At 51.6% G+C, this 23990-nt stretch carries 26 protein-coding genes and 1 riboswitch; of the genes, 20 read left to right on the forward strand and 6 right to left on the reverse strand.

Translation table 11 applies throughout. The annotated features are described in order from the left end of the window. The first annotated feature begins 263 nt into the window (after nt 1-263). The 10 genes from WFJ73_RS13630 to WFJ73_RS13675 all read left to right on the forward strand — a co-directional run bounded on the left by WFJ73_RS13630 (nt 264) and on the right by WFJ73_RS13675 (nt 8742). Complete coding sequence (locus WFJ73_RS13630; protein ID WP_336773593.1) at nt 264-1286, forward strand: thiazole biosynthesis adenylyltransferase ThiF; 1023 nt, start codon at nt 264-266, stop codon at nt 1284-1286. A 22-nt stretch (nt 1287-1308) separates the two neighbouring features. After that, complete coding sequence (gene thiE / locus WFJ73_RS13635) at nt 1309-1953, forward strand: thiamine phosphate synthase (RefSeq protein WP_336773594.1); 645 nt, start codon at nt 1309-1311, stop codon at nt 1951-1953. Then, nucleotides 1937-2134 (forward strand): sulfur carrier protein ThiS, encoded by a 198-nt coding sequence (thiS, locus tag WFJ73_RS13640; RefSeq protein WP_336773595.1) that lies wholly within the window; start codon nt 1937-1939, stop codon nt 2132-2134. Before thiE ends, thiS begins: the two co-directional genes overlap by 17 nt. Nucleotides 2135-2141: 7 nt before the next feature. Beyond that, nucleotides 2142-2921 (forward strand): thiazole synthase, encoded by a 780-nt coding sequence (locus WFJ73_RS13645; RefSeq protein WP_336773596.1) that lies wholly within the window; start codon nt 2142-2144, stop codon nt 2919-2921. Between the two features lie 34 nt (nt 2922-2955). Beyond that, nucleotides 2956-4062, forward strand: coding sequence for a glycine oxidase ThiO (gene thiO / locus WFJ73_RS13650; RefSeq protein WP_336773597.1), 1107 nt, complete (start codon nt 2956-2958; stop codon nt 4060-4062). A 23-nt stretch (nt 4063-4085) separates the two neighbouring features. Then, the gene (gene thiD / locus WFJ73_RS13655; RefSeq protein ID WP_336773598.1) at nt 4086-4913 is read left to right on the forward strand and encodes a bifunctional hydroxymethylpyrimidine kinase/phosphomethylpyrimidine kinase; all 828 of its coding nucleotides are present in this window, start codon (nt 4086-4088) and stop codon (nt 4911-4913) included. Nucleotides 4914-4979: 66 nt separating this feature from the next. Beyond that, nucleotides 4980-5330 (forward strand): hypothetical protein, encoded by a 351-nt coding sequence (locus tag WFJ73_RS13660; RefSeq protein ID WP_336785282.1) that lies wholly within the window; start codon nt 4980-4982, stop codon nt 5328-5330. Between the two features lie 97 nt (nt 5331-5427). Further along, a riboswitch (cyclic di-AMP (ydaO/yuaA leader) is annotated at nt 5428-5566 on the forward strand. A 182-nt stretch (nt 5567-5748) separates the two neighbouring features. After that, nucleotides 5749-6756: a KamA family radical SAM protein gene (locus tag WFJ73_RS13665; RefSeq protein ID WP_336773600.1), complete on the forward strand. Its 1008-nt coding sequence runs from the start codon at nt 5749-5751 to the stop codon at nt 6754-6756. Nucleotides 6757-6823: 67 nt separating this feature from the next. Beyond that, nucleotides 6824-7930 (forward strand): alpha/beta hydrolase, encoded by a 1107-nt coding sequence (locus WFJ73_RS13670; protein WP_336773601.1) that lies wholly within the window; start codon nt 6824-6826, stop codon nt 7928-7930. Nucleotides 7931-8232: 302 nt separating this feature from the next. Beyond that, nucleotides 8233-8742 (forward strand): C40 family peptidase, encoded by a 510-nt coding sequence (locus WFJ73_RS13675; RefSeq protein ID WP_336773602.1) that lies wholly within the window; start codon nt 8233-8235, stop codon nt 8740-8742. 246 nt (nt 8743-8988) lie between these two features. Here WFJ73_RS13675 and WFJ73_RS13680 read toward each other — a convergent pair whose 3' ends face one another. Both WFJ73_RS13680 and WFJ73_RS13685 read right to left on the reverse strand, forming a co-directional pair. Continuing rightward, entirely contained in the window at nt 8989-10056 is a 1068-nt protein-coding gene (locus WFJ73_RS13680; protein ID WP_336773603.1) for a CapA family protein, read from the reverse strand. A gap of 13 nt (nt 10057-10069) precedes the next feature. Next, complete coding sequence (locus tag WFJ73_RS13685) at nt 10070-11116, reverse strand: YheC/YheD family endospore coat-associated protein (protein WP_336773604.1); 1047 nt, start codon at nt 11114-11116, stop codon at nt 10070-10072. Between the two features lie 218 nt (nt 11117-11334). On the opposite strand from WFJ73_RS13685, the gene WFJ73_RS13690 reads away from it, so the two are divergent. The 3 genes from WFJ73_RS13690 to WFJ73_RS13700 all read left to right on the forward strand — a co-directional run bounded on the left by WFJ73_RS13690 (nt 11335) and on the right by WFJ73_RS13700 (nt 13413). Next, complete coding sequence (locus tag WFJ73_RS13690) at nt 11335-12084, forward strand: YheC/YheD family protein (protein WP_336773605.1); 750 nt, start codon at nt 11335-11337, stop codon at nt 12082-12084. 154 nt (nt 12085-12238) lie between these two features. Then, complete coding sequence (locus WFJ73_RS13695; RefSeq protein WP_336773606.1) at nt 12239-12430, forward strand: hypothetical protein; 192 nt, start codon at nt 12239-12241, stop codon at nt 12428-12430. A gap of 161 nt (nt 12431-12591) precedes the next feature. Beyond that, complete coding sequence (locus tag WFJ73_RS13700; RefSeq protein WP_336774008.1) at nt 12592-13413, forward strand: phytoene/squalene synthase family protein; 822 nt, start codon at nt 12592-12594, stop codon at nt 13411-13413. Nucleotides 13414-13572: 159 nt separating this feature from the next. On the opposite strand, the gene WFJ73_RS13705 is transcribed toward WFJ73_RS13700, so the two are convergent. Further along, nucleotides 13573-14286 (reverse strand): SDR family oxidoreductase, encoded by a 714-nt coding sequence (locus WFJ73_RS13705; RefSeq protein ID WP_336773607.1) that lies wholly within the window; start codon nt 14284-14286, stop codon nt 13573-13575. A gap of 153 nt (nt 14287-14439) precedes the next feature. After that, nucleotides 14440-14781 (reverse strand): winged helix-turn-helix transcriptional regulator, encoded by a 342-nt coding sequence (locus WFJ73_RS13710; RefSeq protein ID WP_336773608.1) that lies wholly within the window; start codon nt 14779-14781, stop codon nt 14440-14442. Between the two features lie 280 nt (nt 14782-15061). On the opposite strand from WFJ73_RS13710, the gene WFJ73_RS13715 reads away from it, so the two are divergent. The 4 genes from WFJ73_RS13715 (at nt 15062) to WFJ73_RS13730 (ending at nt 17553) form a co-directional block, all read left to right on the forward strand. Then, on the forward strand, nt 15062-15526 hold the full coding sequence (locus WFJ73_RS13715) for a heme-degrading domain-containing protein (RefSeq protein ID WP_336773609.1): 465 nt from the start codon (nt 15062-15064) through the stop codon (nt 15524-15526). 97 nt (nt 15527-15623) lie between these two features. Then, nucleotides 15624-16325, forward strand: coding sequence for an HAD family hydrolase (locus WFJ73_RS13720; protein ID WP_336773610.1), 702 nt, complete (start codon nt 15624-15626; stop codon nt 16323-16325). Nucleotides 16326-16352: 27 nt separating this feature from the next. After that, a complete protein-coding gene (locus tag WFJ73_RS13725; RefSeq protein ID WP_336773611.1) occupies nt 16353-16823 on the forward strand; it encodes an MEKHLA domain-containing protein in 471 nt (156 codons plus the stop codon). 121 nt (nt 16824-16944) lie between these two features. Further along, nucleotides 16945-17553 (forward strand): polysaccharide deacetylase family protein, encoded by a 609-nt coding sequence (locus WFJ73_RS13730; protein ID WP_336773612.1) that lies wholly within the window; start codon nt 16945-16947, stop codon nt 17551-17553. A 143-nt stretch (nt 17554-17696) separates the two neighbouring features. Here WFJ73_RS13730 and WFJ73_RS13735 read toward each other — a convergent pair whose 3' ends face one another. Continuing rightward, nucleotides 17697-18335 (reverse strand): M15 family metallopeptidase, encoded by a 639-nt coding sequence (locus WFJ73_RS13735; protein WP_336773613.1) that lies wholly within the window; start codon nt 18333-18335, stop codon nt 17697-17699. Nucleotides 18336-19067: 732 nt separating this feature from the next. Between WFJ73_RS13735 and WFJ73_RS13740 the strand changes: the two genes are divergently transcribed. Continuing rightward, nucleotides 19068-20684 (forward strand): S-layer homology domain-containing protein, encoded by a 1617-nt coding sequence (locus tag WFJ73_RS13740; RefSeq protein WP_336773614.1) that lies wholly within the window; start codon nt 19068-19070, stop codon nt 20682-20684. Nucleotides 20685-20780: 96 nt separating this feature from the next. On the opposite strand, the gene WFJ73_RS13745 is transcribed toward WFJ73_RS13740, so the two are convergent. Continuing rightward, a complete protein-coding gene (locus tag WFJ73_RS13745) occupies nt 20781-21428 on the reverse strand; it encodes a TetR/AcrR family transcriptional regulator (RefSeq protein ID WP_336773615.1) in 648 nt (215 codons plus the stop codon). A 164-nt stretch (nt 21429-21592) separates the two neighbouring features. Here WFJ73_RS13745 and WFJ73_RS13750 point away from each other — a divergent pair, with 164 nt between their 5' ends. Together WFJ73_RS13750 and WFJ73_RS13755 are read left to right on the forward strand one after the other, a co-directional pair. Next, nucleotides 21593-22345 carry an SDR family NAD(P)-dependent oxidoreductase gene (locus WFJ73_RS13750; RefSeq protein ID WP_336773616.1) on the forward strand — a complete coding sequence of 251 codons (753 nt, stop codon included), beginning with the start codon at nt 21593-21595 and terminating at the stop codon, nt 22343-22345. Nucleotides 22346-22479: 134 nt separating this feature from the next. Next, nucleotides 22480-23943: an aminotransferase-like domain-containing protein gene (locus tag WFJ73_RS13755; RefSeq protein WP_336773617.1), complete on the forward strand. Its 1464-nt coding sequence runs from the start codon at nt 22480-22482 to the stop codon at nt 23941-23943. Nucleotides 23944-23990 lie beyond the last annotated feature (47 nt).

Consider the following 23990-nt stretch of genomic DNA (forward strand, 5'->3'; position numbering starts at 1 on the left):
TGCCACAATGGCCTTAAAAAGTCCATTTGTGTGACAATTCTTTAAGTGAATGCTTACGAAGTAAGAATTGCCACAATGGCCTTAAAGAGTCCATTTGTGTGACAATTCTTTAAGTGAATGCTTACGAAGTAAGAATTGCCACAATGGCCTTAAAAAGTCCATTTGTGTGACAATTCTTTAAGTGAATGCTTACGAAGTAAGAATTGCCACAATGGCCTTAAAGAGTCCATTTGTGTGACAATTCTTTTTAGGAGGTTTGGCAGATGGATGAGACACTGGAGAGATATTCAAGACAAATGCTGTTTGCGCCAATCGGCGAGTTAGGTCAGCGGAAGCTGAGCGAGAGCTCGGTATGCGTGATCGGGATGGGCGCGCTTGGCACCGTGCTGGCGAATCATATGGTTCGCGCCGGCGTCGGACGGGTCCGCATCGTGGATCGGGATTATGTGGAGAAAAGCAATCTGCAGCGCCAGATGCTGTATGACGAGGACGATGTGCGCGAGGGTTATCCGAAGGCGATTGCCGCGGAGCGCAAGCTCCGCCGGATTAATTCGGATGTGCGGATCGAGGCGGTTGTGGCCGATGTGACCGTTCACAACATTGACGGGCTGCTGGACGGCATGGACCTCGTGCTGGACGGAACGGATAACTTCCAGACCCGGTTCCTGCTCAACGATGCGTGCTTCAGTAAAGGCATTCCGTTCACCTATGGCGGTGCGGTCAGCTCGCGCGGCATGAGCGCGATTCTGGTGCCCGGCAGAACGCCTTGCCTGCGCTGCTTCCTCCCGTCGGCGGACAGCGGCGGCCAAACCTGCGATACGATTGGCGTCATTGCGCCCGTTGTGGATATCGTCGCTTCCTACCAGGCGGTAGAAGCGCTCAAATATTTGGTTGAAGCGGATCAGGCCAGACGGAATAGTCTGGTTACCTTCGATTTGTGGAGCAACTATTACTATGAAATGAAGCTTGGCGAGGCGAAGAAAGTCTGCCCTTGCTGCCAGCTGAAGGAATATCCGGCACTGCAGGTGACGGAAACGGATTCCACGGTGTCCTTATGCGGCCGCAGTACGGTTCAGATCAGCGGACATGGACCGCTGGATTTGGGGCAATGGAGCAAACGGCTGGAGCCGGCTGCGGTGAAGGTGGAGCTTAACGCTTATTTGCTTAAAGCCGAGCTGCCGGAAGGAGAGCGGCTGGTGCTGTTCCCGGACGGCAGGGTGCTTGTGCAGGGGACGGAGGATCTTGTCCGCGCCAAGACGCTGTACGCGAGATATATCGGATATTGATCATAGAGGAGATGAGAGCAGGATGAAGGATTTTCGTCTGTACGCGATCACGGGAGAGCAATTCCATCCCGGCCGCGACATGCTGGAAGTGATGGAGGAAGCAATCAAAGGCGGCGTGGATATTATTCAGCTGCGGGATAAGGACGGCAGCCCGGAAGAGGTGCTGCGCAAGGCGAAGGCACTGCGGGAGCTGACGCGGAAATACGGCGTGACGTTTATCGTCAACGATTATATCGACATCGCGCTGGAAGTAGACGCCGACGGCGTCCATCTCGGGCAAAACGACGTCTCGCTCACGGAAGCAAGACAACGCGTCGGAGATAAAATCATTGGCATTTCCACGCACGCCATTGAGGAGGCATTGCTTGCCGAAGAGCAAGGCGCCGACTATATCGGCGTTGGGCCTGTATTCCCGACAAAGACGAAGGTGGATGTCGTTGATCCTGTAACGGTGGAATACGTTCGGCAGGTAGCGGAAAAGGTCCGCATTCCTTTTGTCGCGATTGGCGGAATTAAGCTGGGCAACGTGGATGAAGTGCTTGCGGCGGGAGCAACAAGAATTTGCGCGGTAAGCGAGATTGTCGGAAGCGCCGATGTCGCGGGCACCTGCCAGGCCTTCCTCCGCAAGCTGGAAGGAGCGGGGGAGTCGCATGCTGCTGATCGTTAATGGCGAGTCCCAAGAGCTGGATGCCCGCACGATCGGGGATGTCATTCTTCATTTCGGACTGGAAGGGCGTCCGGTCGTCGTTGAAGCGGATGGCGAGATTATCGCGAAGGAACAGTGGCCGGACACGGAAGTAAGGCCGCAGATGAGGATAGAGCTGGTTCATTTTGTCGGGGGAGGCTGAAAATAGGATGAAAAAGGATATATGGCATATCGGGGGACATGAGCTCACCTCGCGGTTTTTTATCGGGACGGGATTATTTCCAAGCCCTTACGTGCAGAAGGAAGCGATCCGGGAGTCGGGGGCGGAGGTGCTGACCTTTGCGATCCGCCGGATTAATCTCGCTTCAACCGAAGATGATTCGATTCTGCAGCATGTGGAAGGGGAAAGCTTCCGTTTCCTGCCGAATACGTCCGGCGCAAGCACGGCCGAAGAAGCGGTCCGTATTGCCCGGCTCGCAAGGGCTTCGGGGCTGAGCGATTGGATCAAGGTCGAGATTAGCGCCAACGAGCGCACGCTGCTGCCCGATCCGCTCGAGACGCTGAAGGCAACGGAAATTCTCGTCAAGGAAGGCTTTACGGTCCTTCCTTACACATCGGACGATCCGATTCTGTGCAAAAGGCTGGAGGAAGCCGGAGCGGCGGCCGTCATGCCGGGAGCGGCGCCTATCGGTACGGGGCTTGGCATTTTGAATCCTTATAATATCGGCCTGATCGTGGAGGAAGCGAAGGTGCCGATTATCGTGGATGCGGGCCTTGGTTCGGTCAGCGACGTTGCGCAGGCGATGGAGCTTGGCGTGACGGGCGTCTTAATGAATACGCCGGTTGCCAAAGCGAAGGATCCGGTTGGCATGGCGCGGGCGATGAGGCTGGCTATTGAAGCGGGTCGTCTGTCGTATTTATCGGGACGGATCTCGAAAAAACGTTACGCATCGGCAAGCAGCGGTCACGAGCAATTTATTGTGAAGTAACGGGCCGATTATTTGATAGAAAGCTGGTCTAATCATGGGAGAAACGATTGTCATTATGGGCGGAGGCGTAGTTGGTCTCTCCTGCGCTTTCGAGCTTCAGAAGCGGGGGCATCAAGCTATTGTCTTAGAGATTGGCCGCTGCGGCGGGCAGGCCTCCGGGGCTGCGGCCGGAATGCTCGCCCCCTACTCGGAAAATGTGGAAGGGCCGGATGAATTCTTCCGCTTGTGCCGGGAAAGCCTGCGGCTGTATCCGTCCTGGCGCGACGAGGTCCGGCAGGTATCCGGCAGCACCTTCGAATATACCGATTCGGGCAGTCTCTATATTGCCTATCACGAAGCGGACCGTCTGGCTCTGGAGGGACGTCGCCTCTGGCAGAACGAGCATGGATCAAGCGGTATTGTGCTGGAAGGGGATGAACTGTTCCGGCAGGAGCCGATGTTGTCCCGCGAGGTGAAGGCCGCTCTTTACACGCCGGAGGAAAGCCATGTCTACGCGCCGGATTACGTGTTGGCGCTCGAGCAAGCATGCCGCCTGACCGGTGTTCGAATCTTCGAGCAGCTAGGCTCGGTAACCGTCGACAAGTGGCGCGAGGATATCGTTGTTACCGCCGAGACCGGCTGGAGCTTTACCGGCGACCGCCTGGTCGTCTGCTCCGGCGCCTGGGCACAGGAGCTTGAGGATGTATTCGGCATCCGTATTCCGGTGTACCCGATCCGCGGTCAGATTTGCGCTTATGAAGCGGAAGTAAAGCCGGTACAGCACATGGTGTTCTGCAATCAGGGTTATCTGGTTGCAAAAGAAAACGGTACGCTCGTATGCGGAGCTTCCGAGGATGTGGCGGGCTTTGATACAACCGTTACGGAGCGTGGAATCGAGCGGCTGCGCAAATGGAACAAGCAGGCGTTTCCGTTTCTGGAGGGGCGGGAGCCGTTCCACCGCTGGGCAGGCCTCCGGCCATCCACGCAGGACGGTTTCCCTTTGCTTGGACCGCTGCAGGAATCGGGCGGCCGCGTCCTTATGGCGGCGGGCCATTACCGCAACGGCATTCTTCTCAGCCCGGTAACGGCACAGGTTGTGGCCGATTATATCGATAACGGCAGCAGGCTGCCGGCGTTTGCGCCGGAACGGTTTTCCTACTAAACGATAAACGGGGTGAAATAAAAATGGCGGAATACATAAACGGCAATGTAGCCCGGGCTTTGACGATTGCCGGCTCGGACAGCGGCGGCGGAGCAGGCATTCAGGCGGATTTGAAAACATTCCAGGAGCTTGGCGCTTACGGGATGTCGGCCTTAACGGCGATTACAGCGCAAAATACGCTTGGCGTGCAAGGCGTATACCCGCTCGCCAAGGAAGCGGTAAAGGCGCAGATTCACTCCGTCGGCAGCGATATCGGCGTTGATGCTTTGAAGACCGGCATGTTGTTTAGTGCCGAGATTATTGAGGAAGTAGCCGAGGCGATTGCTTTCTTCGGCTGGAAGAAGGTTGTGGTAGACCCGGTTATGATCGCCAAAGGCGGCGCGTCGCTCCTGCAGGTAGAAGCCGTCCGGGCTTTAAGCCGCAAGCTGCTGCCGCTCACGATGATTATTACGCCAAACATTCCGGAGGCCGAGCATCTGACCGGGATGGCCGTTCGCAACAAGGCCGACAAGCTCGAAGCGGCGAAAAAGCTGTCCAGCCTCGGCGCCCGTTATGTCCTGATCAAGGGCGGGCATGAAGCAGGAGCTGAAGCGGTGGATTTGCTCTTCGACGGCAGTTGTTATAGCGAGCTGGCAGGCAGACGGATCGAAACGGCCCGCACCCATGGCACCGGTTGTACGTATTCGGCTGCGCTCACTGCAGGCCTCGCTCAAGGGCTTGAAATCGAGGAAGCCGTTCGCCAGGCAAAAGCCTATATACAAGCCGCCATTGAAGACGGCATTATCGTCGGCAGCGGACATGGCCCAACGAATCATTGGGCATACCGCAAGAGAGGGCTAGTTGCCAGATAGTGGACAAGATCTAGTCCTAATTTCACACCTCTGATCATACATTTGATTAAGAGGAGCGTGAATGTGGTGGAGGATAACAAAGTCAAGCGTTATTATCAGCTTAAGCAAAAGCAGAAGGAAATCGAGCAGGAATTATCCGAGCTGCGCGGTGAAATTATACAGCATTGCGCCGAGCTGGACCTCTCCGAACTGGAGGTAGGCAGCTACAAGGTGAAGATTGTTTCTCAGGAGCGCAAGGAATTTGATGAGAGCAAGCTGTATGCTGCTCTTCCCGATCCCGATGTATGGCGGTTGCTTTCGAAGCCCGATACCTCCAAAATCGCCGGTCTCATCAAGCTGAATGTTATATCCGAAGATACCATCAAGGATACATTTTCGGTTAAGCACTTATTTCTTCTTCAAGTGGATAAGAAGTAACCGCAGAGAGTTAACGTAACCCCGTCCAACCATCCCTTGGGAAATTGGGCGGGGATTATTATTGATTAATTGTTGACAATATTAAGAATTGTGAGATAATTATAATAAGCTTAGTTCTCGGCGTTGCCGAGAAGCGGGGAAACCAATCTTTTGGGGCGAATCAGCCGGTTATCGGCTGTAGGGAACCATCTATCCCGAGTCCGTCAGCTAACCTCGTCAGCTTTGAGATGGGTCTTTTGCGAATAACATTGCAAACGATAGACCCTTGCTGGGTCTTTTTCTGTTTTAAAGGCCCAAAATGCACGCAGACCATGTTCATGCTCTGTGCTGCGGGGGTCTTTTTTTTCATTTTTCGTGGAGGTGGGATGGACTTCCCGGCATAGGTGATGCTTTTAATAACCTTTTGGAGGGATGCGAAATGGTACAACCAATGGCCGATAACGGTAGATCGGCAGGTCTGTCGGAGGCGGAAAGAGAACGGCTTAAGAAGCATTTTCGCGTCAATGATTATTACTTAAATCTGATTGACTGGGATGATCCGAAGGATCCGATCCGCAAGCATCTGATTGCGGCGGGCGAAGCCCCTCACGTGATCCAGGAGTTCACTTGGGAAGCTGCCGGCTGTAAGCACATTTATCAATCGATGGTTCTTCTCCCCGTATCCCATGCAGCAGAAGGAATTGCTTACATCGCAGAACATAATGAGATTCATAAGGTTGTGTTGACGGGAGATAGCCTGATGTTAGGTATTGCCAAGCTGACTAGAATTATCGAGCAGCTGCGGGATATCGAGCATATCGGCACGATTAGGCTGGATTCCAGAATGCCGGTTCATAATCCAATGCGAATTTATGAGGACCATGAACTATTAGAGATGTTAAGCCGGTTCTCGAGTCCGGAGAAGCGGATCTATTTGATGACTACGATTAACCATCCGAGAGAACTAACGTCCGAAGCGAAGAAAGCATTTAATGCCCTTCACCAGGCGGGAGTTGTCGTTCTTAATCAAACCCCTATTGTCAAGGGCGTTAATAATGACCCTCTTCTATTAGGCAAGCTGATTGATCAGCTGTCCCAGGCTGGGGTTTCGCCATATTCCTTTATTATTAACCGTCCTAATCCTTCATATCCCGAGTCTAGTCTGTCCCTTCAAACGCAGTTTTCTATCGTTCAGCAAGCAAAAGAACTAACCGCGGAGCTTGGAAAGCGGATCAGGCTTTTGATGGCCCATGATTATGGCAAGGTTGAATTGTTGGATATAGAAGGCGGCAAAGCCTACGTGAAATATCATCACTATCAAGAAGAAGGAAAAGGCCGTTTTATCATGCTGGATTGTCCTCCAGAAGCATCGTGGCTGGAGGATCTGTCGGAGCATGACGATCATATGGTCTATCTGCCTTCCGGTCAGCCTGCCAAGAACAAATAAAGGATGTTCGCAAGCTCAAGGAGAAGTAAGAAGGGATACCATTTCGCATCCCGGGAGGCTTCTGTCAATGAGAGTATACAGCCAGGAAATTGTGAACGCCCTGCAGTCTCAGCAGGAAGAAGTAAACTTGAACGATACGCAGGTTATTGTGAAGGTTAATCCGGAAGAGACGAGGGCCGGTTATCTGGATCCTTACGAGCTTCAGATTATTAGGAAATGGGCCGGGGAACAAAAGGCTGCCCCAGCCCAGCCTCCGTCGCCAGCCGAGCAGCTGCAGCTTATTCGGGATTCCATGGGATTTCCGAACCGTAATTTGAATACCGTTGAGATTTACACCGGTTACGAACGCGTAAAGCTTGGCGACAATGAGGTTGGCCTATGGCGGTACTACCCGCGCAAGTCGATGCGTAAGCCTAATAAGCCTTGTCTCATTTATATTCATGGCGGCGGCTGGATCGGCGGTACCGTGTTTGCGGTGGAGAACCCTTGCCGGCTGATCGCCGAGCTGGCCGATGCCGTTGTCTTTAATATTGATTATTCATTAGCTCCGGAGCATAAGTTCCCTAACGGATTTGACGATTGCTTTAATGCCGTTCAATATATTTACGAGCATGCCGAGGAATACGGCATCGACCGGAACCGGATTGCCGTAGGCGGCGACAGTGCCGGCGGCAACCTGTCTGCTGCCGTAGCAACCAAGGACCGGGATTTAGGTACGCGTATGGTAGCCCAGCAGGTGCTGATTTATCCGTGCGTGACCTTCCTTAACGGGGTGAACGGTTATCGGTGGGAGCTGTCCCAATTCGAGATGGCGGATGAACAAAGAGCGATGATTGATCCGATGCTGGGGATTGGACGGCCTACCGAAGCCGACCCGGAAGGCAGAAAGGCTTGGGAGCATTATTTGCCGAATGAGGAGGATGTCCGTAATCCTTATGTCAGTCCGCTTCTGGCTGACAGCACCGGATTACCGCGTACGTTATGCGTAGGAGCCGAATTTGATGGGCTGCGCATTCAGTCGGAAGTATACAGCAGGCAGCTTGCGGCCGCCGGCGTACCGGTCAAGACCATCCGGTACAAAGGCTGTACGCATGCTTTTATCGACCGTCTGGGCTTTGTGCCGCAGGCCGAGGATTTATGTATCGAAATTGCAAATGCTTTGAAAGCACTATAATAGAAGAGATCATTTTTCCAAGCCCGTTCTTCCTTGATGGAAGAATGGGCTTTTATCCTTAAATCCCGGTGTAAAAAATGAAAAATCAGGATTATAGCATAGTTGATAGGATGCAACAAGTAAGAAAATACTCATCATAGACTCATAGGATTCTCAGAAAGTGGTTAAGACCCAAGAAACGCCTAGATTACAGCATTCTTAACGCTTTCATTTACCGCTCGTTGCCAATTTTTGCGGGTGTTCTTGGGTTCGGAGCGTTATTTATAATAGCCCTATCACGATTGATAGGGAGTGAACAACAAATGAAATTCATGACAAAAATCGCGATGCTATTGGTGGCTATCGCATTACCGGTAACAGCGCTTCTTCATACGACTGCGGATGCCGCGATGTCAGCAGACGCGAAAAGAGCGAAGGTTGTCCAAACGGCATTAAACTTAAAAAATAAAGTCAATTACGTACATTGGCAAGACCGTCAAGAAAAAAAAGCCCCTTACGCAACAGACTGCTCCGGTTACACGGCGCTTGTATATAAACTTGCTAACGTTGGCGTTACCCTGGTTAACCGTGATGATGATGCTCAAGCAAAAGTGGGCACTAAAGTCGGCTACGGCAACTTCAAAAAAGGCGATCTTCTGTTCTTCTGGAACAGCGGCTCGAAAAACCATAAAGACGTAGGCCATGTCGGCATCTACATCGGCAACGGCAAAATGATTCATAACGCAAGTCCTTCGGCAGACGTTATTATTTCGGATGTTAACTCGAGCTATTATAAGCAGCGTTTCATCGTGGGACGTCGCGTGATTAACTAGTTCTTATTATCTTAGTTTTGATGCAAACTACGCATTCGAATATTCTTTCGACCGCTGTTGTTCGGAGATTCCATGATTCAATTGGTTTAAGTGGGAATCTCCGAACAAAGGCGTACGCTTCGCTTCTCAAGGAACATTCGACTGACTCCGTATCAGTTAAAACTGAAGATAAGAAAGACAATATTTAATTGTTTAAAGGAACAGGAAAATGCCGTACGGAGTGATCCGTACGGCATTTTTTTGTGGTTAGATGATTTCTGCGTTGACGGAGTCAGAGTCCTTTACGATATGCTGGCGGACATGGTGGATCATTTTTTTCATACGGACGGCTTCGGCGCTGGACGGATCGAGCTTTTTTAAATGGGCGGTAAGAGGGAAGACTTTAAAAGCGCTTCGGCCTCCCGTTTTGCTGATCCGCGTCCAGGTTGGGATAAAGTCGACCTTCTTGATGCGAATGGTGCCATCATCAAGCTTGCGCACCTGGAGCTGAGTAATGAGTCCGGTTAAAGTATGGTCGTTGTAGTAAAGGCGGGTCGAAATGATATTGCCGAGGGAATAGATGGCGAATCTGCGGATACCCGATCCGCTTTTGTAGAAGACGGCTGGCTGAATGGTGTGCGAGTGAGCACCGAGTATAATGTCAGCGCCATTTTTGAATAATAATTGCACCATATCTTTTTGCATTTGTACCGGATAATTCGAGTATTCTCTGCCCATATGCAGGCATACGATAGTCAGATCGACGTTTTTGGCTTTCATCCGTTTCAGGTCGGATACCATTTTGGCCGGATTGATTAGGTCTACCGCCCACTTATGGTCTGAGGGAACCGGGATTTTATTTGTGGTTTTCGTATAAGCAAGGAAGCCGATCTTGATGCCTTTGACTTCTTTGACGACCAGATGCTGTGCTTCATTCTGCGTTCGGTAAGTACCGGTGTGGGCAATCCCTTTGGCATCCAAAATTCTGAGCGTACGCTTCAGACCGTTAATGCCGTTGTCCATGCAATGATTATTGGCTGTCGAGACAAAGTCGAAGCCAAGATTTTTTAAGGTATCGGCAAAAGCATCCGGGCAGTTGAACATAGGCCAGTTCGTACGCGGATTCCGTTTCACCACACTGTAAGCGTCCTCGGAGGTTTTACCCGCAAATACGGTTTCCAGGTTGCCGATCGTTAGATCGGCATTACGCAGATAAGGGGCGATCGGCTCGAACAGATGGTCGAAGGAATAACCTTTATCCCCTTTGCAGGAGTTAATAATACGCGTCTTCATCAGGAAATCCCCGACCGCGGCTATCGTTATTTCCGTGCTCATAGTTCATCTCCGTTTATTTGTTTATTGGAAGCAGGCTGCGGGCGTATTGAAAATGCGTATGCCGGCTTTGCTCCCAGGCTTTGACTCCGTATACCTGCCGCATAATCGTTTTACCGGGCTTAATGTTGATCTCAAGCAGCCACAGCTTGCCATGAACATCCACCGCGAGGTCAATGCCAAGCTCGCAAAGGCGGGCGCCATAGGATTTCTCCGTAAACGTCGGAATATATTCCGCGAGCTCGCGGACGGATTTGGCGAGAGCTTCGCCTTTCTCGTCGCCAAATTCTTTTTTTAGATAGGAGCTTGCTTCAAAGGCATGGCCGCCGCTCTTCAGGTTGGACGTAATCCGGCCGCGCTGCGCTTCCCGCACGGCAATCCCCGTTGTCTCCCAGTTCCCTTCGCTTTTCTTCAAAATCAGCGCGCGAATGTCATAAATAACTCCTTGCTTGTTCCGGATATCGATCCACTGCTGCATGATTTGACGTTCCTTGCTCAACGCGCGTCTAATTAACGAACGGATGCCCAGAGCGCTCGTTAATCGCGTTTGCTCACCGTTTTTCTGCACTTTGTACTGTCCTTGCTCCAGCGTGACGCGTACGATATCTCTGCCGCCCCAGCCGTTAATCGGCTTCAGCATGACGCTATTATACTTTTTCACAAAGGCTAAAAAGCTGCTAGGGTCCTTCACCAGTTCAGTAGGCAGAAGATACGGCTTCAGAACGGGGGAGGCAAGCAGATGCTTCTGGATTCGCATTTTGTTGCCGAGGCCGTAGCCGGTAAACGGGAAAGAGGGTGCTTTTTTGACCAGAGTGGCTCTGGCGACTTGCGATCCTTTGTAAAATCCGATATCCATGTTTATCCGGGGGAAAGGCATTGTCTTCCTGCTCCAGGTTCCGCCGTTATATACGTGGCCAGTTATTCTTCTGGTTGTCAGATTCACATCTTTAGGGGTGTAAACGAGAATGCCGCTGAACTTCTCGGCGAGAGCAGATTTGGCATGTCTTGCGAAGCTTCCCGGATGGCCGAATCGATGGGTCATGATTCCTAAGATGTCGCTCATCTTTGTTTCTCCTGTCCTGTGGCCTTAAGCTGTAGTCGGAACTGTGTATTATCATATGAAGAATGATATTTGTCCGGCATGGGATAAACGCCCATTCCTCAAGGGGCAGGCGTCCGTTGAAGGTACTTTTTGAGGCTTGAAGGAATAGTATGGAGCAAGCGATTAGCCTCATGCAGAAGGACATGTAACTGCTGTACATCAATGGAGGAGATTCCACCATGAAAGGCTATATGATTAAATATCCGGGGCGAAAATGGTTAAAGCATGTAGCACTGTCGGGTGAAGAAGAGCTCCGTGATTACTTGCCGGATACGGAGCAATTTACGCCAAAAGGCTTTATAAGCATGATTGACCGTTACCCCGTCCTGTTCGTGAAGCCGGATCTCGGCATGAAGGGACAGGGCGTCATGAAGGTATATTATAAGGATGGCCGAATCGTCGTTCGGACGGAGGACAGCCGTTATTCATTCCAATCCGCGAAATTCGCGGCTATCAAGTTGAAGCAGTTGATCGGTACCAAGCGGTATCTCATGCAGCAGGGAATCGATCTGATCCAGATTAACGGGAACCCTATAGATTTTCGTATCCTTCTGCATTTGCGTCGGGATGAAACCTGGAAGTTCTTTGGCGTTATGGGCAAGGTAGCGGCGCCTAACCGGTTCGTGACGAACCATAGCAGCGGGGGGAAAGCGATCCGGCTGCATCAGGCGCTTGGCCTTACGAGGCAGGAATGCGAGCCATGGGAGACGAAGCTTCGGGATATGGCGTTTAAGGTTGCGTCCGGGATGAAAAAGCATTTTCCGCTCATTACCGAGCTTGGCTTGGATGTAGCGATCGATACCGAGCACCGCGTCTGGCTGCTCGAGGCCAATACGAAACCGCAGTTCCAGCTGTTCCGCTATCATTCCAATCCTAAGCTGTACGCCCAGATCGCCTCTTCGGTGAAGAATATTAGAGGAGAGGGGTAAGGGGGAGAGGGTTGCTTAATCCGGAACTAATCAAAGTGTCTATTATAAATACAAAAGTTGGTATATAATTGCATTAAATTAGCGTGTGAAGCACACCGCTCTTTTCCGTTTGTGACGGAAGGGGCGGTTATTTTATTTTCAGGGGAGGATTTGTATGCTTAAAGAGCATGGACACGCGGAGAAGTTATTCTTGGAGCAAGTGTGGTTGCCGGCAATCGGACAGACGGAGCATTTGCATGGGGAATACGAGGTAAGTGATTTTAAGGATGGCGTACGTTTTTTGGACTTCGCTTACCTACGGCATCCGTACAAGATTGCGATACTTAACGATACGGCAGATCGTTAAGCTCCCCCAGAGGAGCGCATCGCCCCTGAAGTGCCCCGACAGACGATGAACAGCCCGTTTTAACCCTCATATCGGTCGAATTGGGTCGAAAATTTTACTTTTGGTGAAATGTTAAAGTATGATGGATACATAAGAAATTTTTCGTGAGATTTTACCGTGGTATGGAGGGAATTCCCATTACGAACATGATGTTGAACGACGCAATGACGATGCTCAAGCTGACAAGCCGGACCTTTTATATTCCCATCAGCAAGCTGATACCGGAGTTGAAAGAAGCCGTGTCGTCCGCCTACCTGTGCATGAGAGCAATTGACGAGGTAGAAGACGACGAGAAGCTGCCGGCTCCAATCAAAAAAGAACTGCTGCTTGGGGCAGCGCAAGCGATGAAATCGCAAAATATCGAGGAATCGCTTCATCAAGTGTGGCAGCCTCACCGGGATAGGCTCCCGGAAGTTACGGTAAGGATGTCCGAATGGGCGAAGCTGTGCCCGGCCGGCATTGCCCCTACCGTATACAACTACATTACGATGATGGCTGAACAGATGGCGGATTGGGTTGGAACCTCGTGGAATATCCGTACGGAAGAGGATCTGGACAAGTACACCTATAGCGTTGCCGGCATGGTAGGCGAAATGCTGTCCGATATCTGGCGCTGGTATGACGGAACGGAGACCGACCGTGTAAAAGCGGTTGCATTTGGCCGCGGCTTGCAAGCGGTTAACATTATGCGCAACCGGTCGGAGGATATGGAACGCGGCGTTGACTTCTTCCCGGATGGCTGGGACCTCAAGGACATGCTGCGTTACACCCGGCGCAATCTGAAGCTGGCGGATGAATATCTCGCGGATTTGAAAAAGGGTCCTGCGCGCACTTTCTGCCAAATCCCGTTGTCCCTTGCCCATGCAACCGTTAACCTGATTGCCGTCGGCGGCAATAAACTGACGCGGGACGCCGTGCTGAAGATCGTCAGCAAAATCAAGTAACTCCATACAAAGAAAGTGCCCCACAGCACGGTGCTGTGGGGCTAAGTATTTATATTATTAAAAGGGGGGTTGAGTTCTATTATAGGCAATGTTCATTAAAGAAAGATGAACGTTACATTTCGAGTATGTTACAAATTTTAACCAAACGATTCCAATAGCTTAGGTGAGCCTATGCCCGCCGTCCACATGCTGGACGGTACCGGTAACAAACGAGTTTTGGATCAGATAAAGCACGCATAACGCAACATCCGAAGCTGAGCCAATCCGCTTGGCAGGAAGCTTCCCGGCCACGGTATGATACAGCTGATTTCGCGCCTCCTCCGGCATTTTGCTTCGGGAAGGAGTGTCGATAATACCGGGAGAGACCACGTTGACCCTAATCGGGGCCAGCTCAAGAGCAAGCGTCTGTCCCAGGTTCGAGACGGCTGCGTTGACCGCGCCTAGAGCAGCTGAACCGGCCATCGCTTTATAAGCGACAACACCTGAAAATAAGGTAATGGATCCACGATCCGCAAGCTTAGGAGCGCCATATTTGGCCGCATAGTATTGTCCCCAGAATTTATTCTCGAACAGCTCGCGGGAACGAGCAGACTCGGTCTGAAGAAAAGGGCCGCCCGAGGTTTCGGCCGCGCTTACTACAAGATGATTCAGATTCCCAACCTTCTCGAAAAAGAGCTTCACCTGCTCCTCATCGGTTGTATCCAGCACATAAGCGGATGCGGCAGGACCCAATTGACGGGCGGCCGCCTGCAGCTTAGCTTCCGAACGGCTTGCAATAACCACTTCAGCTCCTTGCTCCATAACCTGCCGTGCCGTCTCCAGTCCAATCCCCGAGCTTCCTCCAATAATGGCGATTCTTTGATTCTGCAGCATGTTTTGATTCCTCCCAATTTTGAATGTATGAGCGCTTTACTCTTGCAATGAGCACAGCATAACGCTATTAATTCCGTTTGGGAAGTAGTGTTATTTAATTCATATAGTTACCGAAAAGTAAGTATTGTGCCGGAACGAGGATAACGGGTTATTTTATTTTTCAGCCAGAGTCAGGCCAAACCGTTTCAATTCGATAAAAATCCCTTCCAGCTGCCTGCCCCTCTCCGTTAACGTATACTCCACTCTAGGCGGCACCTCCGGGTATACCTTGCGCTCGATAATCCCTTTTGCTTCAAGCTCTTTCAGCCTGAGCGACAGCGTTTTGGGACTGATGCCTTCCATTCCTTTCAGCAGATCGCTAAAGCGTAACGTCCCCTCGATCAGCAGATCGCGGATAATAAGGAAGGTCCATTTGGTTCCTATGACGTCCAGCGCAGCTTCAATCGGACAAGGCTCGCCTGGTGTTCCTTTATTTAATGCAACAGGTTCAATCATGCTGTCTCCATCCTTCCCTTGGCAGTCTCTATATGTTTGCTCTCATAGTAGCATAATCGATAGCTCCGCAGGAGTAGATGTCCAAGCCGAATCGTGGGACGTGCATACGATAAAAGACAGGTTTTTAGGCTCAGGCGGCGTCAGTCATTATACGAAGCCGCATTGGGTGAAAAACCTGTAACGGACGAACCTCTTGGAGCCTAAGCGTTGCGGTTTCCAAGGGGTTATTTTTATAGTAAGATGGTTTTGTTAGGATTCGGATGCAGGGAGAGATAGAGCCATGAACGATTTGATGAAGACATTGCTTGCACAGGAAGAGGAGCTTCAGTTCGATTCTTTCACCAATGAAGACGCACTGCAATTAGGCAATATCGTGGTCCAGCATGCGAAGGATGCGATTGGCAAAGGGATTGCCGTACATATCGAGAACGATGAGCATCCGCTTTATACCCACTATATGGCGGGTACTTCGAAGGACAATATTTATTGGGTGAATACGAAGAAAAATGTTTTGAACCACTTTGGCCACAGCTCTTTATATGTTGGCGAGATGTTCCGTGACCAAGGGACAACGTTCCCGGAAAGCTCGGGCTTGCCGCTGTCCGACTATCAAGGCGAAGGCGGATCGTTCCCGATTATCGTCCGCGGCCAAGGCAAAGTCGGCACGATTACCGTATCCGGTCTGACCGGCGAAGAAGACCATCAAGCGGCGGTAGACGGCATCCGCAAGTTTTTGAAGAAGTAGCAGGGCGTTACAATGAATAGACACCTCCGTTTTAATCGTCCCGATTAGGTATGGAGGTGTTTTTATGTTTGCCTGCGCTTGAAAGGAGATAGTCTGGATGAGGGCAAAAGCTATTTTTCTTGATTTTTACGGGACGCTGGTGCATGAAGACGACGATATTTTACCGCAGATTTACGATCAGATCCTGGCAAGCATGGAGACCTCCAGCGAGCCGGGCGAGATCGGTCAATATTGGTGGAAAACGCTGTCGGGCTTGTTTGATGCCAGCTTCGGAGAACGGTTTAAGCCGCAGCGGGAGCTGGGGCTTCTGTCTCTTGCCGAGACGCTGGCGCATTTCCGGTCGGAGTGTTCGGCGGAGCAGCTTATCCGCAGGCAGTTTGAGCATTGGATGAAGCCGGAATTATATGAGGACACGTTGCCTTTTCTGTCGACTTTCAATCATCTTCCGATTTATATTTTATCCAATATCGATACGGCGGATATTGCGGCTGCGGCTATGTTTCATGGGATAAATGTAACGGACATCATTACTAGCGAGGATGTACGGGCTTATAAGCCGCGTCCGGAGTTGTTCCTTGAGGGCATGAAGCGCTGCGGTCTCAAGCCCTCGGAGATTGTACATATCGGTGACTCCTATAGCAGTGATGTTATCGGAGCAGGCAGGCTAGGGATTCGGACGATCTGGCTGAACCGCCTGAATAAGCGGCAGCCGCAAGGGCTTGAGCCGGATTATATATGCCATGATTTAAAAGCGGCTGAACAGTGGCTGCTGCAGAGTAAGGAAAACGAAGCGAGATAAGAAGCAGATGCTTTTAGGAGGATCAAGATGGACAAGCCGCTGACAGGCGTGGGTGCAACTTACGAGCATAGCAAGCTGCTCGCGGACAGCTACCGGAGATGGACGGGGCAGGAATTGGTGCCCGGCGTGGATAGTAAGGAGAAGGGACTGGAGGAGCTGCTGTTTACGGCTCCGAGAGTGGTTTTGTCGCATGGGACGGAAAGCGATCCGGTGCTGAATTACGGCAACCGTATGGCTCTGGGGCTATGGGAGATGACGTGGGAACAGCTTACGAGCACGCCTTCCCGGCTCACGGCTGAGCCGATGGAACGGGCGGAACGGGATCGGTTTTTTACGCAGGTTACGGCACACGGTTATGTCGATAACTATACCGGTATTCGGATCTCCAGATCGGGACGGAGGTTTTATATCGTTAACGCTACGGTGTGGAATCTGGTGGATGAGCAGGGGATATACAGAGGACAGGCCGCGACCTTCCTGGATTATAAGTACTTGTAGGGTTGTTTATCTATAAACCTTTAATTGTTATGGCTTGACCCGTCATTTATCTAGTTACAAGCCGCTAGAGAGAGATTTATACTAGGAAGAGATCAGCTGACAGGAGATGAACTAAGTCGTTATGTTAATTCAATCCGTTAATACGTCCAGCAAGGCTGTTGCTTTTACGTTTGATGATGGACCCAATCCGGTGTACACGCCGGAGCTGCTGGAGATCTTCGCTGAAGCCGGGGGGAAAGCAACCTTCTATATGATCGGCGAGCAAATCTCTGCTCATCCGGAGGTAGCGAGGCTTGTCCATGAACAGGGGCATGAGATCGGCAACCATTCGTATACGCATCCCAATATGACCGAGCTGTCCGATGAGGAATTCGAAAGCGAGCTTTCGCGGACAGAAGAGCTTATCAATCAAGTGACGGGAGCGCGGGCTGCAACGATGCGTCTGCCTTATCTGGCGGGGGACGAAAGAGTGCATGCCATGCTTGAACGCGATGGATATCCGTCTATTGGCGCTTTGAACATGGACGCGAAGGATTGGGATATGCCGGGCGTTGACCATATCCTCGAAACGACGCGCAGGGAAGTGCGAAATGGCAGCATCTTGATCTTCCACGACGGATTCGGCGACCGTTCGCAGTCGGTAGAAGCGGTGCGCGTGCTGACGAAGGAGCTGACGGCGAGCGGTTACCAGTTGGTTACCGTGAGCGAGCTGCTTCGCTTGGCCGAGTAGGAGGGGCCCGGGAAGCTTAACGATGCGGGACATCGTTAAGGAGGTTGAAAGGGCAGTACTAGGGAGTCTTAGCGATGCGCGGCATCGCTAAGCACATAAAAAGGAATGGCCCTGCGCTGAATAATGAGCGCAGGGCCATTTCTTTATTCGGTTGCAGGCGGACGTTTGCCGTTCTGCAGATCTTTTATCGAGTAGCCAAAGTCCATTTGAAGGTGGGGATAGTCCTTGAAGCTTGTCCAGTCTCCGCCCCAGGCAAAGCCAAGCTTTTTGGCTGCCGAGACGACCTCCATCCAATCGGACTTGCCGTTGCCATTGCCGTCATATTCCATATCCCAGATCACATCGCCATCCGGCTTGACCAGCGCGAAATCGACCGCGAGGCCATAGTTATGGTAAGATGCGCCGCCTTTGACATTGGTGACCACTTGTCCCGGTTCGGAGCGGCCTTTCTTGTAAAGGGCATTCTGCTCTTCGCTTGAGCGGAAATCGTCGGTGATCATAATCTTGATACCCTGCTTGCCGGTCAGGGCAACAAGCTCATCTGCCTTCTCGGCAACAATCGGGTGAAGGCCGGCTATTGCCGTGGTTTTTGCCGGCGCTTGCTCCCGGGCAGGAGCGGGGTGATCCTGTACGGATTGGATCCATCTCCAGCCCATCACGATAATCGCAACCAAAACAAGCGAGGTCATAACCCGGCTTCGCTTCTGCTTCTGTTCCGGCCTGACATACGGCTGACCTATTCGGCCAACGGTCGTATTCTGCCGTGCCAAAGGTTCGGGCATTTCTTAACGTCTCCTCTCCAGCTGTCCGTTTCTCTCTCTTAATCTATGAATCTATCTATTAGCATGCGCAATTATGTAAGCTCCTAAACACTCGGATTGTCCCATTGTAGCATAGTTCGACATTCGCTTGCCCCCGTCCGGGGTAGGGGAATGCAGCAGCCCCAGCATGTCCCGACTGGCTTCCAATGGGCTTCCGAATGGATGATGGGCATGTGCAAAAAGGAGCCACGGTAGAAGTTCTCTCATTAGGCTCGCCGGCATAAGGCATGTTCAGTTCGTTAAGCCGCTTCCTCCATAAAACGCGCAAAAGGCCCATCGAAATGGGCCTTTTGCTTGCAGATTAAGCTTCGTATGCTGCTGGGATGATTCGTGCAGATAAGCTAGGGATTAATAAAATTTACCAAAGCCACAACCGCAAATTATGATCACCAACAGTATAAAAAGCACCAGGATGAAACCTGTAGAGTTAACACCACCAACGTAACCGGACATTCTACATGCACCTCCTTACGTCTTGAGTACTCTATAACTTATGACGGTTTTCTCGAAGGTGCTTGGGTGTTTGTTCCTGAGGCATTTGACCAATTATAAATGCAGCTCTATGACGCTTGTACCGGAAGTACGGCTGCACCGGATGCCGATTGCCATTTTCTTGCCGATGAACCCTCGCCGCAACTTTGTTACCATTAGAGAATCATGACCTAATCTATTATTTTTTAGGAGGACATTCTCTTGATTGCTAGCAAGTTTAAGAGATGGGTCGCGGGAGCTGCAGCATTGTCCTGCCTAATGGGAATCGTTCCAACCGTTGATGCAGCCAGCACGGACAAGCTGCCTTTTGACGATATTGCGGGCAGCTTTGCCAAGGACTCTATCATTCGCTTATACGACAAACAAATATTATCGGGTACTTCCGCTAGAACCTTTTCGCCGAAACAACCCGTTACCCGGGCGGAATTCATTACGATTCTGGACCGCGTACTCGGGATCAAGACCGTTCACGGCGAGATCAATCCATTTAAGGATATGAAGGCAACAGACTGGTATTACGACGCGGTTGCGGCTGCCGTGCAGGTTGGCCTCGTGGATGGGACAAGCGCGCATACCTTCGAGCCGGCGAAGCCCGTAACAAGGCAAGAAGCGGCAATTATGCTTATTCGGGCATTCAAGCAATCCGGCGTATCCGGCGATACCTCGTTTTTTGCCGACGCTGACAAGATTGCGGATTGGGCGGATAAGGCGGTTGGCGCGGCGCTTGCGCTTAACCTTATGGCCGGAGATGCTAACGGAAATTTCAATCCCGCGAACGGGATGACCAGACAGGAAACAGCCGCTGTCATTGACCGTGCGCTGCAAAATGTAAAGTGGGCCTCCGCGCTTGCGAATTCGCAGTCTTCTACGCGCATCCAGCTTGGCTGGCAATATGGCCAGACGGCGGCCCAATACGAGCTGTCGGTTCTCCAAGCAAACGTTACGAGTTTATCCCCGCGCTGGTATTTCTTCGATCCGGCTGGAGCTGTGGCCGACTATACGGATCAGTCCCTCGTCAACTGGGCAAGTAAAAACAAAAGACAAATCTGGGCGATGGTCGGTAACCGCTCGAACCAGGAAGTGACGCATCAGAATTTGTCCAATGCGACGTACCGCGGTAAAGTGGTCGATCAGCTTACGGGCTATGTGCAGAAGTACGGACTGAAGGGACTGAACATTGATTTCGAAAACGTCGCTCCCGGAGATCGTGCTTATTTGACCGCTTTTATTAGCGAGCTTAGCGCGAAGCTGCACAAGATTGGCGCCTTGGTCTCGGTATGCGTATCGCCCGACCTTGGCAGCGACTGGACCGAAGGCTTTGATTATCAGGCGCTTGGCGCTTCGGCCGATTACATGGTGTTGATGGCTTACGACGAGCATTGGAGCACCAGTCCAATTGCAGGCTCAGTCGCTTCGCTGCCCTTTGTGGACTATGCCATCACCAAGATCCTCAAGGAAGTGTCCGCAAGCAAGGTTATTCTGGCGCTGCCTTATTACAATCAAGACTGGGTCACGGATAAGACCGGGAAGGTAACGGCAACAGAATTGACGCTTATTGAGCAAAATAACATCGTCCGCAACCGTTCGCTGCTCCCGGCATGGGATGCATCGGTTTCGCAATATACCGCCTCGTATCAGCTTAACGGCCTTAAGCATCAGCTCTGGATCGAGGATGGACGCTCGCTTGCCGCCAAATATAAAAAGGCGATGGATTATAATCTGGCTGGCCTTGCCTATTGGTTCATGGGAGGAGCCAGCACCGATATTTACGCCAGTCTCAGCAATGCCGAAAGGTTCTATGGGCTAAATTTTAATTAGCTTATGGATTCATGCCCTTATTTATTTACCTGATTAACAATAAAAGAACGCTTCCCGTACCGTGCGGGCAAGCGTTCTTTTTGTTCTGGCGCGATTTCATGATGGGTTCTTTACGTATTCCAGGAACATCCCTTTGAGGATGAGCAGCTGCGGCCTTGATTCGAGATCCGATTCGAAGAGCAGAATGTTGTTCTGCAGCGACAGCTGCCGTGAAAAATGGCCAAAGGTGTTCATGATCGTCGTCAACGTTTCTTTGATCTGCAGATCCGGGCGGACCGAGCGGTCCTCGATGCCGGACTGTACAATAGCCGCGAAATGCAACGAGATCCGCCGATGCAGGGCTACAAACGTCTCCATGTCCTCGACCGGCTCCTGCGAGTGGGCAGCGTAGCTGTCGAAGTCGACCATAAATTTGGCGCTAGCGCGGTTATGCTCCTCGATAAGGAAGTCGAATAGCCGTTCCAGCTTGTCCAGACAAGTCAGCGGCAGGGCGGCGGTCGCCATGAAGGCGTCATGAATCGGCTGCAGCAGCATGGTTGCCACCGCAACGATCAGCTTTTCCTTCTTCGGAAAATACCGAAACAGCGTAGCGATGCCGATATTGGCCGCGTCCGCGATATGCTGCATGGTGGTTTTCTCGATGCCCCGGCGTATAAACTCGCTTTCGGCAGCATCTAGAATCGCCAGCTGTCTCTGCTGTTTGCCGTCGTTTCGTTCTTTCTCGTACCGTTCTTTTGCATCCATTTGTCGTTACCTTTCATGGGCTAATCAGCCATCAATTATATGGGTATTATAACGATGGCAACTCCTTCTAGGCAAGAAGCGTTGCGCTTGCCCAAACATGGTGATATAGTTTATATCATAGTGATATACACACTATCATTTTATTTTTTGGGGAGAGATGATCAATGAGTCGTCTAGCAGATAAAGTAGCTATTATTACGGGCGCGGGAAGCGGCATGGGCCGGGAGGAAGCGTTATTGTTCGCCCGCGAAGGCGCGAAGGTAGTTGCTACCGACATTAATGAGGCAGCGGTGTCGGCCGTTGTGAAGGAGATTGAGGCGGAAGGCGGCGCAGCAATGGCAATCGCGCATAATGTCGCTTCCGAGGAGCAGTGGATCGGCGTTGTCGCAGCGGCGGTAGAGGCTTATGGCCGAATCGATATCCTCGTTAACAATGCGGGTATTTCCTTTGCTGTCGGCATGCTGGATACCACGGTCGAGCAATGGGACAAAGTCATGAACATTAATCTATCTAGCGTGTTTCTCGGAATGAAGCATGTTGTACCTCATATGCAGAAAAATAACGGCGGATCGATTGTGAATATCTCGTCGATCGCCGGCATTACCGGCAGCCAAGGAGCCGGCGCTTATACGGCATCGAAGGGCGCTGTCCGCATGCTGAGCAAGGCTGCTGCGGTTGATTACGGCAAGGACAATATCCGCGTCAATTCCGTGCACCCGGGCTTTATCGAGACGCCTATGAGCAAGGAGTTCGTGGGCAACGAGCAAATGCTCGCGTGGTTCCTGTCCCAGACCGCATTGCCGCGCGTAGGTCAAGCGGTTGAGGTTGCGAAGGCGGTCCTGTTCCTCGCGTCGGATGACGCGTCGTACCTGACCGGCATCGAATTGCCTGTCGACGGCGGCGTGACGGCGAAGTAAAGAAAACAAAGCGAATCTTGTCTAAGAACCACGCTGAAGGCGAATAACGCCCGGCGTGGTTCTTTTGCTTGGAGCTATTTTGTGCCATGATAAGATTATGGTTACGGAGCAAGACGCTAAATGGAGGTGACGGAGTGTATTCTGATATTCAATTCGCAAGCGACCGGCCGGTATCGATGCAGGTTAAGGATTATATGAAACGGCTGATGATATCGGGCGCGCTGCAGGCGAATCAGAAGCTACCGTCCACGCGAGAGTTAAGCCTCTTGATGAATGTTGGCCGCAACACCATCGTGACCGCTTACGCGGATCTGGTGGATGAAGGATTTATATATGCGGTGAAGGGCAAAGGCAACTTCGTCGCGCAATCGGCGGGCGGCGTTGCGGCGGAAGAGGGCACCGGCAAGCAGCTTGACTGGAGCGAGAGAATCAATGAACTGGCCCGCGCGGCGGAAGAGCATGATCTGATGAAGCATGGCATCCGCGCGAAGCGGGGAGCTATTTCTTTTACGAGCATCGCTCCGGACGAAAAGCTGTTTGATCTGCAAAATGTGAAGCGTGCATTCCTTGATCGGATGTCGCTGGAAGGCAACATTATTCTGAATTACGGCTACGCTAAGGGGTATAAGCCGCTGATCGATATCCTGATGCGTTACATGGAGAACAAAGGCGTCGATCTAGCCGGCAAGGATATGCTCATTACAAACGGTTTTACGGAAGGGTTCGACCTTGTCCTGTCGGCGCTTGGGAAGCGCAGCGGACACGCGTTATGCGAGAACCCGACTCATCATACCGCAATAAAAAATTTAAAGATGCACCAATTCGCCATTACGGGCGTAGATATGGAGCCTGACGGCATTAGCCTAGAACAGCTGGAAGAGAAGCTTGGCGGGCAGGAATTCGACCTCGCTTATCTTGTTCCTTCGTACCATAACCCGACGGGGATCGTGATGTCCCACGAGAAACGGGCGGAAACGGTGCGGATGCTGAACGACCGCCGGATTCCGATTATCGAGGACGGCTTTAATGAAGAGCTTCGTTATTCAGGCGCTCATGTGGCCCCTCTGCTCGCTTACGGCGGCAACCGCAATAACGGAACGATCTATTTGGGCAGCTTCTCCAAAATTCTGTTCCCCGGCCTACGCGTCGGATGGATTCTGGCGGATAAGGAGCTGATCGACTATCTGGAAAGCGTCAAACGCGCGCGCACCATTCATACATCAACTCTTGATCAATCGCTGCTCTATCAATATCTTCATAATGGCAACTTCGAGAAATATTTAAAGCGTGCGAAGGCGGAATACAAACGTAAATACGAGCTGGCCGTGGAGAGCTGCAAGACGTATCTGCCGCTGAAAAGGCTGTCAGGCGACGGCGGGCTTCATTTGTTCGTCGAGTTCGAGAAGAACTTCTCCACACGGGAGCTGCTGCAGGCCTGCACGGAGCAGGGCGTATTGTTTACTCCCGGCGACATTTTCTACACGGACGGCGGCGGCCGGCATACGATGCGGCTCGGCTTCTCCCGCGTCTCCGACGAGAATATCGTCATAGGGATCCAAAGGATCGGGGACGCTGCGAAAGCTATGCTCGGGAAGTAATTCTTTCATAAACAATTATGGTTATTAAATGTTCAGGAGGCTTATTA

This window comes from Paenibacillus sp. MMO-58, assembly GCF_037146255.1.
GTDB lineage: Bacteria > Bacillota > Bacilli > Paenibacillales > Paenibacillaceae > Pristimantibacillus.

What these genes read in the sequence shown, in the direction of transcription:
- WFJ73_RS13695 (WP_336773606.1), top strand. Translation starts at nt 12,239, where the DNA reads ATGCTTAAAGAGCATGGACACGCGGAGAAGTTATTCTTGGAGCAAGTG.
- WFJ73_RS13670 (WP_336773601.1), top strand. Translation starts at nt 6,824, where the DNA reads ATGAGAGTATACAGCCAGGAAATTGTGAACGCCCTGCAGTCTCAGCAG.
- WFJ73_RS13705 (WP_336773607.1), bottom strand. Translation starts at nt 14,286, where the DNA reads ATGCTGCAGAATCAAAGAATCGCCATTATTGGAGGAAGCTCGGGGATT.
- thiO (WP_336773597.1), top strand. Translation starts at nt 2,956, where the DNA reads ATGGGAGAAACGATTGTCATTATGGGCGGAGGCGTAGTTGGTCTCTCC.
- WFJ73_RS13745 (WP_336773615.1), bottom strand. Translation starts at nt 21,428, where the DNA reads ATGGATGCAAAAGAACGGTACGAGAAAGAACGAAACGACGGCAAACAG.
- WFJ73_RS13750 (WP_336773616.1), top strand. Translation starts at nt 21,593, where the DNA reads ATGAGTCGTCTAGCAGATAAAGTAGCTATTATTACGGGCGCGGGAAGC.
- WFJ73_RS13730 (WP_336773612.1), top strand. Translation starts at nt 16,945, where the DNA reads ATGTTAATTCAATCCGTTAATACGTCCAGCAAGGCTGTTGCTTTTACG.
- WFJ73_RS13645 (WP_336773596.1), top strand. Translation starts at nt 2,142, where the DNA reads ATGAAAAAGGATATATGGCATATCGGGGGACATGAGCTCACCTCGCGG.
- thiE (WP_336773594.1), top strand. Translation starts at nt 1,309, where the DNA reads ATGAAGGATTTTCGTCTGTACGCGATCACGGGAGAGCAATTCCATCCC.
- WFJ73_RS13700 (WP_336774008.1), top strand. Translation starts at nt 12,592, where the DNA reads ATGGAGGGAATTCCCATTACGAACATGATGTTGAACGACGCAATGACG.
- thiD (WP_336773598.1), top strand. Translation starts at nt 4,086, where the DNA reads ATGGCGGAATACATAAACGGCAATGTAGCCCGGGCTTTGACGATTGCC.
- WFJ73_RS13735 (WP_336773613.1), bottom strand. Translation starts at nt 18,335, where the DNA reads ATGCCCGAACCTTTGGCACGGCAGAATACGACCGTTGGCCGAATAGGT.
- WFJ73_RS13715 (WP_336773609.1), top strand. Translation starts at nt 15,062, where the DNA reads ATGAACGATTTGATGAAGACATTGCTTGCACAGGAAGAGGAGCTTCAG.
- WFJ73_RS13720 (WP_336773610.1), top strand. Translation starts at nt 15,624, where the DNA reads ATGAGGGCAAAAGCTATTTTTCTTGATTTTTACGGGACGCTGGTGCAT.
- WFJ73_RS13675 (WP_336773602.1), top strand. Translation starts at nt 8,233, where the DNA reads ATGAAATTCATGACAAAAATCGCGATGCTATTGGTGGCTATCGCATTA.
- WFJ73_RS13680 (WP_336773603.1), bottom strand. Translation starts at nt 10,056, where the DNA reads ATGAGCACGGAAATAACGATAGCCGCGGTCGGGGATTTCCTGATGAAG.
- WFJ73_RS13685 (WP_336773604.1), bottom strand. Translation starts at nt 11,116, where the DNA reads ATGAGCGACATCTTAGGAATCATGACCCATCGATTCGGCCATCCGGGA.
- WFJ73_RS13725 (WP_336773611.1), top strand. Translation starts at nt 16,353, where the DNA reads ATGGACAAGCCGCTGACAGGCGTGGGTGCAACTTACGAGCATAGCAAG.
- thiS (WP_336773595.1), top strand. Translation starts at nt 1,937, where the DNA reads ATGCTGCTGATCGTTAATGGCGAGTCCCAAGAGCTGGATGCCCGCACG.
- WFJ73_RS13710 (WP_336773608.1), bottom strand. Translation starts at nt 14,781, where the DNA reads ATGATTGAACCTGTTGCATTAAATAAAGGAACACCAGGCGAGCCTTGT.
- WFJ73_RS13630 (WP_336773593.1), top strand. Translation starts at nt 264, where the DNA reads ATGGATGAGACACTGGAGAGATATTCAAGACAAATGCTGTTTGCGCCA.
- WFJ73_RS13690 (WP_336773605.1), top strand. Translation starts at nt 11,335, where the DNA reads ATGAAAGGCTATATGATTAAATATCCGGGGCGAAAATGGTTAAAGCAT.
- WFJ73_RS13665 (WP_336773600.1), top strand. Translation starts at nt 5,749, where the DNA reads ATGGTACAACCAATGGCCGATAACGGTAGATCGGCAGGTCTGTCGGAG.